Origin of the sequence: Micromonospora sp. DT227 (genome assembly GCF_049841835.1) — a bacterium.
Lineage (GTDB): Bacteria > Actinomycetota > Actinomycetes > Mycobacteriales > Micromonosporaceae > Micromonospora.
On record NZ_JBNCLA010000019.1, the window covers coordinates 31,388 to 48,953 of the forward strand.

The 17,566-nt window shown below is 73.1% G+C and carries 13 protein-coding genes; 6 read left to right on the forward strand and 7 right to left on the reverse strand.

Features of this window, described 5'->3' with window-relative positions; all coding sequences use genetic code 11:
* Positions 1-3 precede the first annotated feature (3 nt).
* On the forward strand, positions 4-987 hold the full coding sequence (hemB, locus tag ACLQ2W_RS32685; protein ID WP_425791608.1) for a porphobilinogen synthase: 984 nt from the start codon (positions 4-6) through the stop codon (positions 985-987).
* On the opposite strand, the gene ACLQ2W_RS32690 is transcribed toward hemB, so the two are convergent.
* On the reverse strand, positions 981-1,559 hold the full coding sequence (locus ACLQ2W_RS32690; protein WP_425791610.1) for an NADPH-dependent FMN reductase: 579 nt from the start codon (positions 1,557-1,559) through the stop codon (positions 981-983). The two genes, hemB and ACLQ2W_RS32690, sit on opposite strands and share 7 nt — an antisense overlap.
* Before the next feature lie 63 nt (positions 1,560-1,622).
* Here ACLQ2W_RS32690 and ACLQ2W_RS32695 point away from each other — a divergent pair, with 63 nt between their 5' ends.
* Together ACLQ2W_RS32695 and ACLQ2W_RS32700 are read left to right on the forward strand one after the other, a co-directional pair.
* Positions 1,623-1,964: a MerR family transcriptional regulator gene (locus ACLQ2W_RS32695; protein ID WP_405094341.1), complete on the forward strand. Its 342-nt coding sequence runs from the start codon at positions 1,623-1,625 to the stop codon at positions 1,962-1,964.
* Positions 1,965-2,439: 475 nt separating this feature from the next.
* Positions 2,440-3,099, forward strand: a complete 660-nt coding sequence (locus tag ACLQ2W_RS32700; RefSeq protein WP_425791612.1) for a helix-turn-helix domain-containing protein — start codon at positions 2,440-2,442, stop codon at positions 3,097-3,099.
* A gap of 23 nt (positions 3,100-3,122) precedes the next feature.
* Here the strand turns inward: ACLQ2W_RS32700 and ACLQ2W_RS32705 are convergent, their stop codons facing one another.
* The 3 genes from ACLQ2W_RS32705 to ACLQ2W_RS32715 all read right to left on the reverse strand — a co-directional run bounded on the left by ACLQ2W_RS32705 (position 3,123) and on the right by ACLQ2W_RS32715 (position 8,907).
* Positions 3,123-6,395 carry a lamin tail domain-containing protein gene (locus ACLQ2W_RS32705; RefSeq protein WP_425791614.1) on the reverse strand — a complete coding sequence of 1,091 codons (3,273 nt, stop codon included), beginning with the start codon at positions 6,393-6,395 and terminating at the stop codon, positions 3,123-3,125.
* 94 nt (positions 6,396-6,489) lie between these two features.
* Positions 6,490-7,506 (reverse strand): GNAT family N-acetyltransferase, encoded by a 1,017-nt coding sequence (locus ACLQ2W_RS32710; RefSeq protein WP_425791629.1) that lies wholly within the window; start codon positions 7,504-7,506, stop codon positions 6,490-6,492.
* Positions 7,507-7,578: 72 nt separating this feature from the next.
* The gene (locus ACLQ2W_RS32715; protein WP_425791616.1) at positions 7,579-8,907 is read right to left on the reverse strand and encodes a lytic murein transglycosylase; all 1,329 of its coding nucleotides are present in this window, start codon (positions 8,905-8,907) and stop codon (positions 7,579-7,581) included.
* A 56-nt stretch (positions 8,908-8,963) separates the two neighbouring features.
* On the opposite strand from ACLQ2W_RS32715, the gene ACLQ2W_RS32720 reads away from it, so the two are divergent.
* Positions 8,964-9,185, forward strand: a complete 222-nt coding sequence (locus tag ACLQ2W_RS32720; protein ID WP_281938278.1) for an FmdB family zinc ribbon protein — start codon at positions 8,964-8,966, stop codon at positions 9,183-9,185.
* 125 nt (positions 9,186-9,310) lie between these two features.
* Complete coding sequence (locus ACLQ2W_RS32725) at positions 9,311-12,121, forward strand: ATP-binding protein (RefSeq protein ID WP_425791618.1); 2,811 nt, start codon at positions 9,311-9,313, stop codon at positions 12,119-12,121.
* Between the two features lie 139 nt (positions 12,122-12,260).
* Here the strand turns inward: ACLQ2W_RS32725 and ACLQ2W_RS32730 are convergent, their stop codons facing one another.
* Positions 12,261-12,803, reverse strand: a complete 543-nt coding sequence (locus ACLQ2W_RS32730) for a phospholipase (protein ID WP_405091330.1) — start codon at positions 12,801-12,803, stop codon at positions 12,261-12,263.
* A 163-nt stretch (positions 12,804-12,966) separates the two neighbouring features.
* Complete coding sequence (locus ACLQ2W_RS32735; RefSeq protein ID WP_425791620.1) at positions 12,967-14,625, reverse strand: glycoside hydrolase family 10 protein; 1,659 nt, start codon at positions 14,623-14,625, stop codon at positions 12,967-12,969.
* A gap of 296 nt (positions 14,626-14,921) precedes the next feature.
* On the opposite strand from ACLQ2W_RS32735, the gene ACLQ2W_RS32740 reads away from it, so the two are divergent.
* Positions 14,922-16,418, forward strand: coding sequence for an APC family permease (locus tag ACLQ2W_RS32740; protein WP_425791622.1), 1,497 nt, complete (start codon positions 14,922-14,924; stop codon positions 16,416-16,418).
* A gap of 92 nt (positions 16,419-16,510) precedes the next feature.
* Here the strand turns inward: ACLQ2W_RS32740 and ACLQ2W_RS32745 are convergent, their stop codons facing one another.
* A complete protein-coding gene (locus tag ACLQ2W_RS32745) occupies positions 16,511-17,407 on the reverse strand; it encodes a glycoside hydrolase family 43 protein (RefSeq protein ID WP_425791624.1) in 897 nt (298 codons plus the stop codon).
* Between the last annotated feature and the right edge of the window lie 159 nt (positions 17,408-17,566).

Sequence of the window (17,566 nt, forward strand, 5' to 3'; positions counted from 1 at the left end):
CCCATGCCGTACCCCGAGATCCGGCCCCGCCGGCTGCGCCGCAACGCGGCCGTGCGGCGGCTGGTCGCCGAGACCCGCGTCGCCCCGGCCGAGCTGGTCGTGCCGATGTTCGTCAAGGAGGGGCTGACCGAGCCACGGGCCGTCGCGTCGCTGCCGGGGGTGCTCCAGCACTCCCGGGACTCGCTGCGCAAGGCGGCGGTCGAGGCGGTCCAGGCCGGGGTCGGCGGGATCATGCTGTTCGGGGTGCCGGCGACGCGGGACGAGACCGGCTCCGGCGGCCTCGACCCGGACGGCATCCTCAACGTGGCCATCCGGGACGTGATCGCCGAGGTCGGTGACTCGACGGTGGTGATGGGTGACCTCTGCCTGGACGAGTTCACCTCGCACGGGCACTGCGGCCTGCTCACCCCGGACGGCGGCGTGGACAACGACGCCACGCTGGCCGCGTACGCCGAGATGGCGGTCGCCCAGGCCGACGCCGGGGTCCACGTGGTCGGGCCGTCCGGGATGATGGACGGGCAGGTCGGCGCGGTCCGCCGGGCCCTGGACGCCGCCGGGCACCAGGACGTCTCGGTGCTCGCGTACGCCGCGAAGTACGCCTCCGCCTTCTTCGGCCCGTTCCGGGACGCGGTGGAGTCGGCGCTGGACGGCGACCGGTGCACCTACCAGCAGGACCCGGCGAACCTGCGGGAGTCGCTGCGCGAGGTCGAGCTGGACGTCGCCGAGGGCGCCGACATGGTGATGGTCAAGCCGGCGTTGCCCTACCTCGACGTGGTGTCGGCGGTCCGCGCCGCGGTGGACGTCCCGGTCGCCGCCTACCAGGTCTCCGGGGAGTACGCGACTGTCGAGGCCGCCGCCGCCAACGGCTGGATCGACCGGGAGCGGACGATGTTGGAGACGCTCACCTCGATCCGCCGGGCCGGCGCGCAGATCATCCTCACCTACTGGGCGGTCGAGGCGGCCCAGCTGCTCCGCGAGCGCTACTGACCGTAAGGTCGCTTCCGCCGGGCGGCGCGCAGCGCCTCGCCCCACCAGCCCACCTCGTCGAGCGTCCCGTCGGCGGCCCGCCCCAGCGGACCGTCGTCGACCAGCCGGCCCTGCTGGTCGAGGCGGTCCCACGGCGCGGTGAGCACCACGCCGGTGCGGGTGGTGGTGGCGTGCAGTTCGGCGAAGACCAGCCGGAGCTGCTCGACCGCGCGGATCCCGCCCGAGCCGGCGCCGTACGAGACGAACCCGACCGGCTTGGCAACCCACTCCCGGTGATGCCAGTCGATGGCGTTCTTCAGGGCCGCGGGGAAACTGTGGTTGTACTCCGGCGTGACCACGACGAAGGCGTCGGCGGCATCGAGGCGACCGGCGATCGGGCTGGCCGGGTTGCCGCCGGGCGGCGTGTCAGCCAGCGGGAGCGGCACCTCGGCGAGATCGATCAGGTCGGTCCGGAAGCCGCCGCGACGGTCGGCGTGGTCGACGAACCAGTCGGCGATCAACCGACCCATCCGGGGCCGGCGGACGCTGGCGACAAGCACGGCAAGGGTGAGCGGCGGTTCTTGCGTCGTCATGCGAGGGACGCTAAGACTTGAACAAATGTTGAAGTCAAGCCGTTCCGGGGGAGTGTCGTGGGCATGCTGACGGTGGGCGAGGTGGCGCGGGAGGCCGGGGCCAGTGGTTCCGCGATCCGTTTCTACGAGCGGCAGGGCCTGATCGCGGCCAGCCGGACCAGCGGCAACCAGCGCCGGTTCGGTCCCGATGCGGCGTGCCGGGTGCGGGTGGCCCGGGTGGCGCAGCGGATCGGCCTCAGCGTCGGTGAGATCCGGGACCTGCTCGCGGCGCTGCCGCCCGAGCCGGACCTCGCCGACTGGCAGCGGCTGCACGACGGGCTCACCGCCGAGGCCGAGCGGCGCATCGCCGAGCTGCACGCCGCGCTGGACGACATCCGCTCCGGCCGCCGGCTCTGCGACCTGTGACCCCGGTGCCGGTGCATCCCCCTGCTCCGCGCCCGCGCCCACGCCCACGCCTCGCATGCTCGGTGCGGCTCCCGCTCTGCTCGCCGTTCCGTGGGATGTCACGAGCCTCCCCTGGTTACGGAGCGTAAATTGCCGTCCCCCTTGTGCTGTGCCCTCGCGTGCCTTTGCTCTGCAGCCAATGGCGCATCGGACACATTTTGTTACTGCTGACTCCGTGGCTGCAAAGCAAAGGCGAGGGTAGAAGCACTGACGATGAGCGCCAGCGGCCAGCTTATGCCCGTTTTGGGAACCTTGTTGGCCCGAAGATCGTGATACCTCCAGTGACTGCCGTCACTCATCGTGATAATTACTTTCCGTATCTGTGGTGTGTGTACCTCGCCAGGTGGCATGGCGGCTGTCAGCGCCGGCCGGCGGGTTTTCCACAGCGGGAAGTGCGGGGGTTGCCGGGCTCCCGAGGAGGCGCGAATGTGGCGGGGTGACAGAACCCGGTGACAGCCCTCCCGAGGCGGCCGCGACACCCGGCGCGAATGAAGCAGCCACGGCACCCGGGGAAGGCCACGCGCGAGAGGACGACCCCGCGCGAGAGGACGACCACGCGCCCGAGGGCGGCTCGGCGGCGCTGCTCACCGAGCCGTTCGACATCCCCTTCCCGGCGGCCGGGATCGTTCGCGCGGTTCGCCGCCGGGCCGACGCCAGCCAACGTGAGCTGGCCCGGTTCGCCCGGGTGCACCCGACCACCGTCGGGCGGATCGAGGCCGGCACGCTCGTGCCCAGCGTCGCCATGTTGTCGCGCATCCTCAGCGTCGCCGGCTTCCGGCTGGTCGTCGTCGACGAGGCCGGCACGGTGCTCAAGCCGATGCGGGACCGGGCCGACCTGCGCGACGGTGCCGAGCGCCGATACCCGTCCCACCTCGACGTGGTCACCGACCCGGAGCCGGGGGAGTGGTGGGCCGACATCTACGGACTGGCCCGGCCACCGGAGACGTTCTACCGGGACCGCGCCGTCCGGGACGCGCTGCGGCGGCGCAGCCAGTGGGAGGTGCGGGTGGCCAAGTACCGGAACGTGCCGCCCCCACCCGACCCGCAGCGGCGCGGACACCGCAGCGGCCCGCCGCCCGGCTGGAGAGCCGGATGACGGGCCGCCGCGCGGAACACCGCTCAGTCGTCGTTCAGGATCGTTCCGACGCCGGACGGGTCGGTGAGCCGGAGCCCCGGCACGCCTGCCACGTACAGCGTGAGCTGCTCATTCGCCTCGCGCTTGCGGTCGCCGCGCACGGTGACCGGGAAGGCGAGCGAGGTGCGGCCGGCGGCCAGCACCCGGCAGCCGACGTACGGGTCGTAGTCCGCGCCGGCCTGGGCCGTGGTGCCGTAGGTGGCCGCGCAGAGCAGCGCCGGCTCGGAGAGCGGACGGGACACGGTGACGGTGAACGTCATCGTCGTGGTGCCCTTGTCGCCCTCGGTCACCGACGTGTCGGCCACCCGCAGCGCGGCGCGGGAGCGGAACCGGGCCACCGTCGGGTCGTGGTCGCTGGCGCCCCGGTCGCCCAGGTCCGCGGCGTCGGTCGGGTAGTCGGCGTTGATGTGCGCCGTCCGCACCTGCACCAGGTCGTCGTGCATCGGGTCGTTGACGAACATGTTGTCGAGCGTCTGCGCCTGCCCGCTGAACGTGTACGAGTACGCCGCCGCCGGGGCGTCCGCGACCAGGTCGTCCCAGAGGTTGTGCAGGCCGGCCTGGTAGAGCGGGGCGAGCTGGTCCGACGGGATCGGGTTCTGCCCGGTCGCGATCGGGTCGTCCGGGCGCGGGAAGACGTTCAGGTCGCCGCCGTAGACCACCCGGGCGTCCGGGTCGGTCGCCTCGACGGCCCGCACCAGCGCGGCCCCGTACGCGGCCTGCTCGCGGCGCTGCCCGACCCGGCTGTCCGGCCCGGAGGAGAAGTGGTTGGCGACCGCCCAGAGCGTGAAGCGCTCGCCCGAGCCGGGCGCGGCCCGCACGGTGAACCGGGCGAGCTGCGCCGCGCGAGTGTAGACATTGCTGCCGTCCACCCCGGTCGACCGGTCCACGTCGTCCGGCAGCACCGCGTTGAACGCCTTCGGGTTCTGCACGTCCGCGTTGGACGGCAGCGCCGCCGAGCGGTACTGCACGGTCGGCGCGGAACCCAGCAGCGGGTCGGTGGCGGTCGCCTGGGCCAGCGTCAGCCGGTCCGTGCGGTAGAGGAACGCCGAGGCGATGCCCCGGGCGTCCGCGCCGGTCCGGTCGTACGCGGCGGCGTAGGCGGGGCCGCCCGCTGCCGCCACGGCCAGCGCCAACTCCTGCACCGTGTCCGGCGCGCCGTCGGCGTTGTTGGTGTCACCGCAGGCCAGACTGCCGTCGACCACCGAACAGATGTCCTGGTCCTCGGCCTCCTGCACCAGGATCAGGTCCGGGCTGTGCAGCGAGTTGACGATCTGCCGGGCCTGCGTCGCCAGCTTGGCGGCGTACGCCTCGGGGCTGGCCGGCACGTAGTCGAACGGCGGGCTGACGCCGGGGCATCCGCTGTTGCCGGCGAAGTCGCAGCCGTCGAACGGGTCGTCCCGGTAGTCGTACAGGTTCTCCACGTTGTAGGTGGCGACCGCGACCTCGCTGTTGCGGTCCGCCGGCCGCGGCGGGTTGTTCTCCGCCGGGTCCGCGCCACCGGTCAGCGTGAGCTGCTCGGGCTGCACGCTGTACTTGCTGAACGCGTACGAGACGGAGCCGAAGGCGTCCTCGGTCAGCGTGTCGAACGTGCGCGCCTCGGGCAGCAGCGCGCCGGAGTCACCGGCGGTCGCCTTCACCCCGCCGGCGCCCAGCAGGATGCGCTGGTTGTTGCCGTTGTCGAAGAGCGTGCCCGGGATGTCGTCAAGCGGGTGCGCGTCCCGGAACACCCGGCGGGCGTACGGGTCGGACCGCTTCATGATCGGGTCCTCGCGGTCCAGCACGTAGATCTCGGAGTCCGCGGTGGAGGAGTAGATGTGCCGGGGCGCGGAGACGCCGCTGCCGGCGCGGACCCGCACCCGCTCGCCCTCGTGCCGCTCCCAGAACAGGTCGGCGGCGTCCGCCTCGGCCGGCGGGACCGCGTCGACCACCCGGACTGCGGTGTCCACGTCGAGCCCGGAGTCGAGCTTGCGGACCAGCGAGGCGCCGGAGAGCTGGGTCTGGTTGAAGTATTCGGAGACCCGGCCGCGCAGCACCACCTCGTCACCGGCGGTCGGGGCGTAGCCGCCGATCAGCGTGGTGAACGAGCCCATGAAGACGAAGATGCCGTCCGAGGTGAGCGGGTCGCCGTCCTCGCTGCCGAGCCGGCTCTGGAGGTAGAAGCCCCACTGGTCGGCGCCGGCCGAGGTGCGGGTCAGCGACTTGCCGGTGATCACGCCGCGCACGTCGTACAGCGTGGTGCTGGTGCCGTTGCCGGTGGCCGGCGCGAACGGCGACCGGTCGGTGCGACCGCTCTCGTCGTCGGCGGTGCGGCCCTGCACCTCGCCCACCGACAGCACGCTTGTCGCCTGCACGGTGAGCGTGCAGGTGGCGGTGCCGCCCTCGGCGTCCGTCGAGGTCACGGTGACCGTGTAGGCGCCGGCCGGCAGGCCGGTCGCGGTCAGCGTGGCGCTGGCGGTGCCGCCGGTCGCGGTCGCCGGCGTGAACGCGGTACGGCTGATCGAGCCGCTCGCCGGCGACGGCACGACCGAGGTGACCCCCAGATCGGTGATCGTGTCGTCGACGTCGGTCGCGGTCACCTCGCGGGTGGCGGTGGCACCCGCCTCCAGGGTCAGCGCGCCGCCGCAGGTCAGCGTCGCCGGCCGGTCGACCGGGCCGCCGCCGTCGACGGTGTGGCTGCCCAGCCCGTCGAACGTGTCGGTGGCGTAGCCGGCCCACTGGGCGGCCGGGTCGAACGGGTCGGCCGGGTCGGTGTCGCCGGCGCTCACCGAGGGCAGCCGGCGCAGCGTGTTGTCGGCGGTGCTGGTGAGCCCACCGCCCCACTCGGTGCCCGGGTCCACGCCCACCTGGCCGATGGAGTCGACCACCGTCTCGCCCCTGCGCAGCACGATCGCGTCGTCGCCGTTGAACAGCGCGCCGCCGTACGTCTGGTCGGCCTGGGCGAGGATCGCCGGCGCGGCCGCCGCGGCGGCGAAGACGAACACGTCCCCGGCGGCGACGGTGCCGGTCAGCGCCACGTTGGTCGAGGTGCTGGCGCCGTTGAAGAAGAGCTGGAGCTGGTAGCCGCCGGCAGCCAGGTCGACCGGAGCGCCGGTGCCGTTGAACAGCTCGACGGCCTTGTTGTTGGACGACCCCTCGACGTATTCGGAGATGAACAGGTCGGTGGGCGCGGCGCTGGCCGCGGGGGGTGCGATCCCGATGGCCGTGACGGACACGGCCGCGGTGGTCGCGAGCGCGGCTAAGGTGCGGCGCGGGCGCATGGAGCCTCCACGATGGGTGGGCGGGAACTAACGCACGTTAAGGGTCGTGGCGGGCCGGCGTCCATCCCCCGGGCAGCCGTTTGGTGAACAGGCGTCAGCGGTGGGGGTCCAGCCGGTGCACCAGCTCGGCGACGTCCACGCCGTACTCGCACCAGTCGCGGTCGGGTTGGTAGCCCAACTCCGCGTTGACCTTCAGCATCGACTCGTTGGCCTGCGCGTTCCAGGTCTGCACCTCGGTCAGCTCGGGCTCGGCCGAACGCAGCTCCAGCAGCATCCGCGCCTTGATGGCCCGGTCGATGCCGTAGCCGCGGTGGTCCCGGACCACGATGGTGTCGTACTGGTCGGCCCGGGTCGGGTGCTGCGCCGGCACCACCACCTCGGTCAGCCCGGCCACCTCTCCGGTCTGCTCGTGCAGCGCCAGCACGATGTACGGCTTCATGCCCCGCCGGTGCAGCGTCGCGAGGCTGTCGCGGAGCCGCTCCGGATCGTAGGAGCTGGGGCGCAGCTCGCCGTCGTCGGCGTCGCGCACCTCGGCCTTGGCCCGCGCGTACGGCTCGATCAGCTCCTCCGGCGGCCCGCCGGGGCAGAACTCGACGTGGTAGCCCGCGCCCACCTCGGCGGCCATCTCGGTCAGCGCCGGCCAGTCCACCGCGGCCAGGTCGAGCACGCTGCGGGTCTCGACGTACTCCCGGGTGAAACCGAGCGCCTCGTAGAACGCGACGGCCGGGGTGCCGCCGACCACCTCCACACCGATCGACTGGAAGCCCTCGTCCCAGACCCGGCGGGCGGCCACCCGCACCAGCTCACGGCCGATCCCGGTGCGACGCAGCGTCGGATGCACCAGCACCTCCAGCACGCCGATGCCGCCGAGCAGCAGCACGTGCACGTGCCCGACGATCGCACCGGGCGTGCCGTCCGGCGCCGGGTCGTCCTGGGCGACCCAGGAGATCCGCCGCTCGCCGGGCATCACCTCGGAGAGGTACTCCCGCAGGGAGTTCGCCTGCCAGGGCGGATCCTGGGGCAGATCCGCCGCCAGGACCGCGTTCAGCGTGTCCAGCAGCGACGCGATCTCGGCGGACGACGCGGTCCGAGGGTCCCACTCGCGCACCATCACCCGTACAGCTTGCCGTCAACCGCAGCTAGACGGAAGGGTTGAGTCCGCGAATGTACGCGCGCCGTCACGTCACGTGCCGCTGCGCCGCCCGTACTCGTCGGCCTTGGTGAAGACGTCCTGCGCGTACCGGCGAACGTCGTTGTAGGAGAGGATGGCGCCCCACCAGTCGCCGGGAATGGTCATGTTCCGGCCGCCCTTGCACAGGTATTCGCCGGCGGCGAGCGCCGCGTCGTCGATGTCGTGCGGGTTCTTCACCCCGTCGTTGTCGGCGTCCGCGCCGATCTCCTGCCAGGTGCTGGGAATGAACTGCATCGGGCCGAGCGCCCGGTCGAACTTCTTGTCGCCGTCGAGCAGACCCTGGTCGGTGTCGAGGATCCGGGAACGGCCGCCCTGCCCGTCGAGCCGCGCGCCGAGGATCTCCGGCACGGCCACCCCGTTCGCGCCCAGCTTGGCCTGGTTGGCCGAGCCGTGCCCGGACTCCACGAAGCCGATCGCGGCGAGCGTGGTCCAGCTCAGTTGGCAACTGCGGTGGGTCTGCGCCAGCACCAGCTCGGCGTAGCCGTACGCCTGGAGCGCCACGGTCGGGATGTCGGTGGCGCGGCCGACCTGCTGCGCCCAACCGGCCAGCGCGTCGGCCGGGCGACCGCCGGGCAGGACCGGGTTGGCGGTCGGCCCGCCCGGCAGCGGCGTGCCGGTCGGCCCGACGGTGCCGGGCAGGCCGGTCGGGCCGGTGGGCGGCGGCGCCCCGGTCAGCCCCGGCACGGCGCCGGTCTGCGGCACGCCGTAGACCGGGGGAGCGCTGGTGGCCTCGACCGCGACCGGCTCCGGCTTGCGGACGGCCGCCGGCACGAGCACCGCGCCGGCCGCGACGGCGGCCCCGACCAGGGCGAGCAGGAACAGCGCGGGCAACGTGGTGCGCCCGCTGGGCCGGCGTGACCAGTCCCGGGTGGCGCGGGCCGCGCCCGCGGCGAGCTGCCCCGGCCGGACCGGGCCGGCGTGCGCGAACGGCATCCGCCGCCGCCGACCGCCGGCCTTCGGCACTTCAGGGTCCGGTGTGGACGCGGCCCCGGTTACCGGCGTGGCAACCGGATCGGACGTCGCCCCCGACGCGGAGGCCGTCCCGGTCGTGGAGTTCGTTCCGGACGCGGACGTCGCCCCGGTCGTGGGCGTCACCTCGGGGGAAGGCGTCGCATCGGGCGTGGGCTTCGCCTCCACCGCCCCGGCGGGCCCCGCCTCCGCCGCCCTGGCGGGCTTCGCGGTGGAATCCGCGGGCGGAGCCGGCTTCGCAGGTGGTGCGGGCTCGCCGCGCCGTGGGCCGGGAACCCGCCCGGCGCCGCCGTCGGGCGGCGCGGCGGGTCGCAGGGGCCGGGCCGTCGCTCGCCGTTCGCCGTCCACCACCCGTTGAGTATCACCCATCCGTGCGACAACGTCAGGCCCGGCCGTACGCTGTACGCATGCCCCGGTACGAATTCCGTTGCCGCGCCTGCGGCGACACCTTCGAGGTCAACCGCCCGATGGCCGAGGCCGCCCGGCCCGCCACCTGCCCGCAGGGCCACGCCGACACGGTGAAGCTGCTCTCCACCGTGGCGTTCACCGGCCGGGGTGGCTCCGGCCCGGCCGGCGGGGCACCCGCGCCGGCCGGTGGGGGCTGCTGCGGCGGCGCCTGCGGCTGCTGATCCCCGTCGGGCGTTCTTCGCCGGTGGGAACTTTTGGTCGGAATCCGCCTACCCGTTCTCACGATGCGTGACGACGCGGTCATAGGGCAGCATGAACCCGACGTCAGCGGGGGGAGGTTCGACGCATGTCGCCACCGATCCACCTCCCCAGCGGGTGGGTGACCTTCGTGTTCACCGACATCGAGGGCTCGACCCGGATGGCCCGGATGCTCGGCCCGGTCTACCGTCCGGTGCTGCGGGAGCATCGCCGGCTGTTGCGCGACACGCTCGCCGGCACGGACGGGTCGGAGCTGCTGACCGAGGGCGACTCGTTCTTCCTCGCCTTCCCGGACGCGGCCGCCGCCGTGCGCGCCTGCCTGACCGCGCAACGCGCGCTCGCCAGCCACGACTGGCCCAACGCCGACGCCGTCCCCCGGGTCCGGATGGGCCTGCACACCGGCTACGCCGAACCCCGCGACGGTGAGTACGCCAGTCCGGAGGTGCACCGGGCGGCCCGGGTGGCCGCCGCCGCGCACGGCGGTCAGGTGCTCTGCTCGGCGGCCACCGCCCGGCACGCGGATCCGCTGCCGGACGGCGCGTCGCTGCTGGACCTCGGCCTGCACCGGCTGCGCGGGTTCGACGACCGGGAACGGCTGTTCCAGCTCGTCGCGCCCGGTCTGGAGCGGCGGTTCCCACGTCCGCGTACGGCCGACGCGGCGGCGCACAACCTGCCCACCCAGGTCACCTCGTTCGTCGGCCGGCACTTCGAGCGGGCCGAGCTGGGGCGGCTGGTCGAGGCGTACCGGCTGGTGACCGTGCTCGGCGCGGGCGGCGCGGGCAAGACCCGGCTGGCCGTGGAGCTGGCCTCCGGGATCGTGGAGGACTACCCGGACGGCGTCTGGTTCGTCGACATCGCCGCGGTGACCGACCCGGGGCTGGTCGCGTTCGAGATCGCCGCCGTGCTCGGCCTCCGCCCGGAGCCGGGCCGGCCGATGGTCGACACCCTGGTCGAGTACGCCGCCCCCCGCCGGATGCTGGTGGTGCTGGACACCTGCGACGCCCAGCCGGCCGCGTCGGCCGAGGTGATCTCCCGGCTGCTGGCCGGTGGCCGGGGGGTGCGGGTGCTGGCGACCAGCCGGGAGTCGTTCGGCGTACCCGGTGAGGTGGTGTGGCGGATCCCGCCGCTGTCGGTCGACGAGGTGCCCGACGGCGGCGCGAGCGACGCGGTGGCCCTGCTGCTGGACCGGACCGCGGCGGCCCGGGGCGGCCGGCCGCCGGCGGCGACCGAGCAGGCCGACCTGCGCCGGGTGGTGCGCCGGCTGGACGGGTTGCCGCTCGCCATCGAGCTGGCCGCGGCGCGGCTGCGGGTGCTCTCGGCCGGGCAGTTGGCCGAGCGGCTCGACGACATGCTGGGCACGTTGGACGCCGGCCGCGAGTCGGCGGAGCCGCCCCCGGTCGAGGCCGGTTGGAGCGGAAACCAGCAGGACACCGTGGACCTGGTGGCCGCCGCGACCGGGGCGGCCCCGCCGACGCCGGCGACCCGGGCGGTGCAGCGGTCGGCCAGCGAGCGGCACCTGACCATCCAGGCCACGGTGACCTGGTCGTACCGGACGCTGGGCGCGCGCTCGTCCCGGCTGCTGCGCTGGATGGCGGTCTTCGCCGGCCCGGTGGACCTGCCGACCGTGCAGTGGCTGCTGGACGAGGATCCGCTGGACCCGCTGTCGGTGCTGGTCGACAAGTCGATGGTGCTGGCCGAGCCGCACGCCTCGGGCAGCACCTACCGGATGCTGGACCCGATCCGGGCGTACGCGGCCCGCCGGCTGATCGAGACCGGTGAGGAGCAGAGCGCCCGGGACCGGCACGTCGCCTGGTGCCGGCACGCGCTGGACCGGGCGCACCTGGGGCCGGACGGCCGGCCGGTGACGCTCTCCCTGTACGCGCTGGACCCGCTGGCCGGGGAGCTGCGGGCCGCGTTGCGCTGGTGTGCCACCGGTGGCAGCGCCCGGTCGGGGCTGCACCTGGCCGGCGGGCTGGACCAGTGGTGGCGGGAGCGTGGCCTGGCCCGGGAGGGGCGACTCTGGCTGTTCCGGCTCTACGGCCGGATCGCCGAGACGGGCGAGGACATCCCGGAGGCCGAGCTGGCCGCCGCGTACCACATGCACTCGCTGCACGCCGGCGCGGACGGGGAGTTCGCCGAGGAGCTGCGCTACTCGCAGCGGGCCGAGGCGGCCGCCCGGCAGGCCGGTGACCTGGGCCTGCTGGCGCGGGTGCTGGCCGGCCGCGCCGCGCCGCTCGTCGACATGGGCCAGTTCGCCGAGGCGGAGCGGATCTGCCGCGAGGTGATCGACTGGGCGTACGCGCAGGACGTGGTCGGTGACGCGCTGCTCGCCGTCTACAACCTCGCCGAGCTGCTCTGGCGCCGGGGCGCGTTGGACGAGGCGGCCGAGGTGCTCGGCGCGGCGCGCCCGGTGGAGGCGACCCGCCCGGTGGAGCGAGGCCGCCGCTCGGTGGACATGCTGCTCGGCATGGTGGCGCTGGCCCGGGGTGATCTGGTCGCGGCGCACGAGCACCTGCTGGTGGCGTTGCGGTCCCGGATGAGTCACGGCTATCTGGGGCGGGCCTGCGACACGGTGAACGCGATCGCGGTGCGCTGCGCGCTGGCCGGGGACGCGGTGGCCGCGGCCCGGCTCTTCGGCGCGGCCCAGGCGACCCGGGCGAGCCTGCGCGCCACCCCGGGCATCTACGAGCCGTACTGGCTGACCCGGCAGGCGGAGCTGCGCCGGACTCTGGGCGACGAGGCGTTCGACGCGGCGTACGGCGCGGGGGCGGGCCTGCGGTTGGACGAGGCGGCAGCGCTGGCGCTGCACATCGAGCATCCGGACCTGTCGGCCGACTCACTCTGGTTCGGCCCGCCCACCCCCCGCCCGACGGCCGAACCCCGCAGCACCACAGCCTGACCCCCCACCCCCCACCCCCCACCCCTCCTGCGCGCTGATTCACGGAAAGAGTGGCTATTCGGGCCCGAATAGCCACTCTTTCCGTGAAAGCGGGGTGCCCGGGGATGCCCCCGGGGGCGGGGCGGGGTGGGTGGGTGGGTCAGGTGCGGGTGGTGGCGCGGCGTTCGGCGTCGGCCTTCATCCGCGCGGCGCGGTCGAGGTCGGCCTGCTGCACGGCGGCGAGCGAGCCGAACACGCTGACCGCCTGGTAGTAGGTCCAGGCGAGGCTGTAGCAGGCCGGCCGGACCACCGAGTTGTAGGTGGCGCAGACCCGCTTCAGGTCCGCGTAGAACGCGCTGTCCAGGCGGGACTTGTTGGCCGGGAAGATGCCCATGGCCTTGTGGTTGCGGTAGCCGAAGTCGTGCCGGTAGCAGGAGAGGTTGAAGCGGAAGCCGAGCGGGTTGTCCGGGCTGGACGAGCAGTAGTCGGTGGACCAGTCGAAGCCGTACCCGGTCCAGGGGGCCCGGTCGAGGCGGGCGCTGTTCCAGGCGTTGTAGCTGGTGGCGCTGGTCTGGGTCCAGGTGGACAGCACCGCGAGCTTCTGCTCGGTGCTCACCGCGGCGGTGGCCGGCGCGGCCAGGCCGAGCGTGGCGAGCAGCGTGATCAGGGCGGTGGCGAGTGTGGTGGCGAGGCGACGGGACATGGGTACCTCCGTCGGGACGGTGGGGCCGGGGTCTCCGGATGTGGAAAAGTGTCGATCAGTGGGATGACCTGTGGCGATGGCCGGGGGAACGGCTCGCTGACATCCGCCCGAACAGACGAATGCCCCCGGGTTGCGGTGGCGGTCCGGGGGCATTCGCGGCGGGTCAGCGGACGAAGCGCGGCGGGCTGGCCGGGCTCTCGTTCGCCAGGCGGTCCAGCGCGGTCACGTGGTAGGTGTAGCGCTTGCCGGCGACCGCCGTGGTGTCCACCCAGGACTGCACGTCACCGTCGGTGGCCCGGACGGTGCCGACCAGGTGGGACGCGTCGGCGAAGTCGCAGCGCCCGGCCAGGTCGAGGCCGTCGAACCGGTAGATCGCGTACGAGGTGGCGGTGCCGAGCGGGCCCTTGCCGTCGGCGGGCTGCCGCCAGCTCAGCCGTACCCCGTCCGCCTCCCGCTGGGCCCGGGTGACCACCGGGAACAGCAGCGGCTTGTGCGGCAGGTGCGTCATGGTGGGCACCAGCGCGGGGCGCGAGTAGTGCTCGGCCGCGTAGATGTCGGTGGCGCCGAGCCGGTTGGCCCGGACCTGCACCGCGGAGAAGTGCACGTTGCCGAGCACCTCCGGGTACGACCGGTTGAGCGTGAGGTGGTCGGACAGTTCGCGCGGGTTCATCCAGAACGACCCGTACGCCGGCTCGCCGCTCTTGTAGTCGGCCTGGCCGATGTAGAGCTGTACCTTGGTGCCGCGCACCTGCTCGGCCCACCACGGCACCAGCCGGGCGTAGTCGGCGGCCGGGTACTGGCCGATGTACCAGTAGAGCTGCGGCACGACGTAGTCGATCCACTCCTCCTTGATCCACTTACGGGTGTCGGCGGAGATGATGTCGTACGACTGCGAGCCGGTGGTGTCCGAGCCGTTCGGGTCGGCCGAGGCGTTACGCCAGATCCCGAACGGGCTGGCGCCGAACTTCACCCACGGCTTGGCCGCCTTGATCTTGGCGTTCATCTCCTGCATCAGCAGGTTGATGTTGTCCCGCCGCCAGTCGGCCTTGTCCGTGAAGCCCCGGTTGTACTGCGCGAACGTGGCGTCGTCGGGCACCTGCCAGGTGCCGCTCGGGTACGGGTAGAAGTAGTCGTCGAAGTGCACGCCGTCGACGTCGTACCGGTTGACCGCGTCCATCATCGCGGTCTGGACGAACTCGCGGACCGCCGGGATGCCGGGGTTGTAGTAGAGCCGGCTGCCGGCGACGCCGGCCGGCGGGTAGGCGAACACCCAGTCCGGGTGCGCCCGGGCCGGGCTGTTCGGGGCGAGTTGCGACAGGTCGGCGCCGGCGCCACCGGGGGCCGGCATGGAGACGCGGTACGGGTTGAACCAGGCGTGGAACTCCAGGTTCCGCTTGTGCGACTCGGCGACCAGGAAGGCCAGCGGGTCCCAACCCGGGTCCTTGCCGCGTACCCCGGTCAGGTATTCCGACCACGGCTCGTACGGCGACGGCCAGAACGCGTCGGCGGTCGGACGGACCTGGACCACGACGGCGTTGTGGTTGAGCTTCTGGGCCAGGTCGAGCCAGCCCAGGTATTCGGCCTTCTGCTTGGCGACCTGGTCCGGCGCGGTCCAGGAGTCCTTGCTGGGCCAGTCGATGTTCGTCACCGAGGCGATCCACATGGCCCGGAACTGCCGCTTCGGGGTGGCCGGGTTCGTCACGCAGTCGGTGGTGGAGTCAGTGGTCGTCTCGGCCGGCGCGGCCTGCGCCGGGGTGCCGGCGACCAGCGCGCCGAGCAGCGCCACGGCCAGCGCGGCGGCTCTGAGCGGAGTTGCCTTCATGCGGTGCGGTCCCTTCGTCGGGTCCGGGGGGACGGGTGGCGCCGCCGCGGTCGGCAAGATTCGCCGTGCGACGTGCGTCACGAGTAGGAAACTTTCATCAATCCCGATCCGGCGCAAGACCCTGGACCGGATCGATGCCGGCCGTGCCGGAACGTGCCCCGGACGCGCCGGACCACGCTGCCGCATCGTGACCATTCCGACACCTGCCGTGCGGGATTGGGGACCGGAACGGCTGGGTAGCTTGGCCGGTCACGGACCGCCGACCACGGTGGTCGCACCGTTGGGGGAGGTGATCCATGTCAGTCCTGCGGACCAAGCCGATCCAGGACGTCATCGCCCAGGGCGACGCCGACGGCGAAGACGGCAAGCCGGGGCTGCGCCGCCGGCTCGGGCCCGTCGACCTGATGGGCTTCGGCATCGGGATCGTGATCGGCACCGGGATCTTCACGCTGACCGGCGTGGAGGCGAAGAACAGCGCGGGCCCGGGCGTGGTGATCTCCTTCGGCATCGCCGGCCTGGTCGCGCTGCTCGCCGCGCTCTGCTACGCCGAGCTGGCCTCCAGCGTGCCGACCGCCGGCAGCGCCTACACCTACGCGTACGCGACCATGGGCGAGATCGTCGCCTGGATCATCGGCTGGGACCTGCTGCTGGAGTTCTCACTCGGCGCGGCGGTGGTGGCCCGCGGCTGGTCCGGCTATCTCACCGACCTGTTCGGCCTGCCCAGCGCCTGGTTCGCCGAGGAGGGCAGCATCGTCAACCTCGGCGCGATCGGCATCGTGCTGGTGCTCGGCGTGGTGGCCATCGTCGGCATCCGCGAGTCCGCCCGGGTCACCAACGTGCTGGTGCTGGTGAAGGTGGCGATCTGTGCCTTCGTCATCATCGCCGGCCTGTTCTTCGTGAAGGCGGCCAACCTCACCCCGTTCATCCCGTCCGCCGAGCCGGCCGGCGCTGGTGACGACGGCATCAAGCAGCCGGTGACGCAGCTCCTCTTCGGGCTGGAGCCGTCCGTGTTCGGCTTCGTCGGGGTGCTCACCGCCGCCGCGGTGGTGTTCTTCGCGTACACCGGATTCGAGGCCGTGGCGAACCTGGGTGAGGAGACCCGCAAGCCCAAGCGCGACCTGCCGCTCGGTCTGCTCGGCACGCTTGTCATCTCCACCGCGCTGTACATCGGCGTCTCGCTGGTCGTGGTCGGCATGGTGAAGTACACCGAGATCGACGAGGGCGCGCCGATCGCGTCCGCGTTCCGGGCGGTCGGCGCCGGCTGGGCCGCGGTGCTCGTCTCCATCGCCGCCGTCGCCGGCCTGACCAGCGTCATCCTGGTCGACCTGGTGGCCATGGGCCGGATCGGCTTCGCCATCGCCCGGGACGGGCTCATCCCGCCGTCGATCGCCAAGGTGCACCCGCGCTGGGGCACCCCGTACCGGATCGCCGCGATCATGACGGTGGTGGTGGCGCTGCTCGCCGGCTTCCTGCCGCTCTCCGCGCTGGCCGACCTGGTCAGCATCGGCGCGCTCTGCGCGTTCATGCTGGTCGCGCTCGCGGTGCCGATCCTGCGCAAGCGGCGCCCCGACCTGGAGCGGCCGTTCAAGGTGCCGTTCTCGCCGGTGCTGCCGATCGTCACGGCGGTGGCCTGCCTCTACCTCAGCCTCAACCTGTCGGTGGAGACCTGGGTGCGGTTCCTGATCTGGATGGCGCTCGGCGCGATCATCTACTTCGGCTACGGGCACCGCAAGAACCGGCTGGCCCGCCGCGAGCACGCGGGGGACACCCCCGAGCCCGCCCCCACCCCCTGACGGCGGAGTTTGTAAGGCGGGGGCCCCGCTTAACACTCAGGTGTTAAGCGGGGCCCCCGCCTCTACCGAAAACGTTAAGCGGGGCCCCCGCCTTACCGCTGGACCTCGCGGAGGGGGCCGTGGACGGACGGCTTGCCGTTGGTCCAGAGCAGCTCGTTCAGCCAGATCTGGCGGCCCGGGTCGGTGGTGCCCTCCTGGCCCGGCGGCCACGCGTGGTAGAGCAGCCAGGTGCGGCCGTCCTGCTCGACGATCGAGGCGTGCCCCGGCCCGGTGGCCACGTCGTTGCTCTTCAGGATCGGGTTCTCCGGCGCCTTCACGCACGGGCCGGTCGGGCTCTCGCAGACCGCGTACCCCTCGGCGTAGACGTCCCGGTCGTAGGCGTTCGCGGCGAAGAACAGGAACAGCTTCCCGTCGTGCCGGTGGAAGAACGGCCCCTCGATCAGGGTGCCCTCCCACGGCTCGGTCTGCTTCAGCAGCTTCGTGGCGGGGCCGGTCAGCCGCAGCCCGTCCGGCGTCAGGCGCTGCGACCAGAGCCAGGTGTCCACCCCGATCGCGTTGCCGTCGTTCTTCCACAACAGCCAGAGACTGCCGTCGGTGTCCCGGAACGGGCTGGCGTCGATCGAGCCGCCCAGCTCCGGCTGGCAGACCAGCGGCTTGTCGGAGTCGTCCAGGTACGGCCCGAGCGGCGTACCGGCCACCGCCCGCCCCAGGCACTGCCGGCCGGAGGCGCGGTCGGCGACGGTGTAGTAGAGGACGAACCGGTCCGGGGCGAGCTGGATCGCCTCCGGCGCCCACGTCTTGCCGGCGTCCGCCCAGTCCGGCAGCTCCGGCAGCGCGTCACCGGCCGCGGTCCACTCGACCAGGTCGGGCGAGGTGAGCACCGGGACGTTCCGGCCGCCGGCGTTGGTGTGGAACAGGTACCAGGTGTCGCCGACCTTGATCGCCTGCGGGTCGGGAGCGTCGGTCCGGACGACCGGGTTGGTGAACACGCGTGTGCCCTCCGGCGTATTCGATGGGGTGGAGCCGCCGTCACAACCGGCGACGAGCAGCGCGGCGAGCAGCGGCGGGGGGGGGCGGGCCCCCCCCCCCCCCCCCCGGGGGGGGGGGGCCGGCAAAACCCCAAGCCGCCGCCGGGGCACCCCCGGGAG

What these genes read in the sequence shown, in the direction of transcription:
- hemB (WP_425791608.1), top strand. Translation starts at nt 4, where the DNA reads ATGCCGTACCCCGAGATCCGGCCCCGCCGGCTGCGCCGCAACGCGGCC.
- ACLQ2W_RS32690 (WP_425791610.1), bottom strand. Translation starts at nt 1,559, where the DNA reads ATGACGACGCAAGAACCGCCGCTCACCCTTGCCGTGCTTGTCGCCAGC.
- ACLQ2W_RS32695 (WP_405094341.1), top strand. Translation starts at nt 1,623, where the DNA reads ATGCTGACGGTGGGCGAGGTGGCGCGGGAGGCCGGGGCCAGTGGTTCC.
- ACLQ2W_RS32705 (WP_425791614.1), bottom strand. Translation starts at nt 6,395, where the DNA reads ATGCGCCCGCGCCGCACCTTAGCCGCGCTCGCGACCACCGCGGCCGTG.
- ACLQ2W_RS32710 (WP_425791629.1), bottom strand. Translation starts at nt 7,506, where the DNA reads ATGGTGCGCGAGTGGGACCCTCGGACCGCGTCGTCCGCCGAGATCGCG.
- ACLQ2W_RS32720 (WP_281938278.1), top strand. Translation starts at nt 8,964, where the DNA reads ATGCCCCGGTACGAATTCCGTTGCCGCGCCTGCGGCGACACCTTCGAG.
- ACLQ2W_RS32725 (WP_425791618.1), top strand. Translation starts at nt 9,311, where the DNA reads ATGTCGCCACCGATCCACCTCCCCAGCGGGTGGGTGACCTTCGTGTTC.
- ACLQ2W_RS32730 (WP_405091330.1), bottom strand. Translation starts at nt 12,803, where the DNA reads ATGTCCCGTCGCCTCGCCACCACACTCGCCACCGCCCTGATCACGCTG.
- ACLQ2W_RS32735 (WP_425791620.1), bottom strand. Translation starts at nt 14,625, where the DNA reads ATGAAGGCAACTCCGCTCAGAGCCGCCGCGCTGGCCGTGGCGCTGCTC.
- ACLQ2W_RS32740 (WP_425791622.1), top strand. Translation starts at nt 14,922, where the DNA reads ATGTCAGTCCTGCGGACCAAGCCGATCCAGGACGTCATCGCCCAGGGC.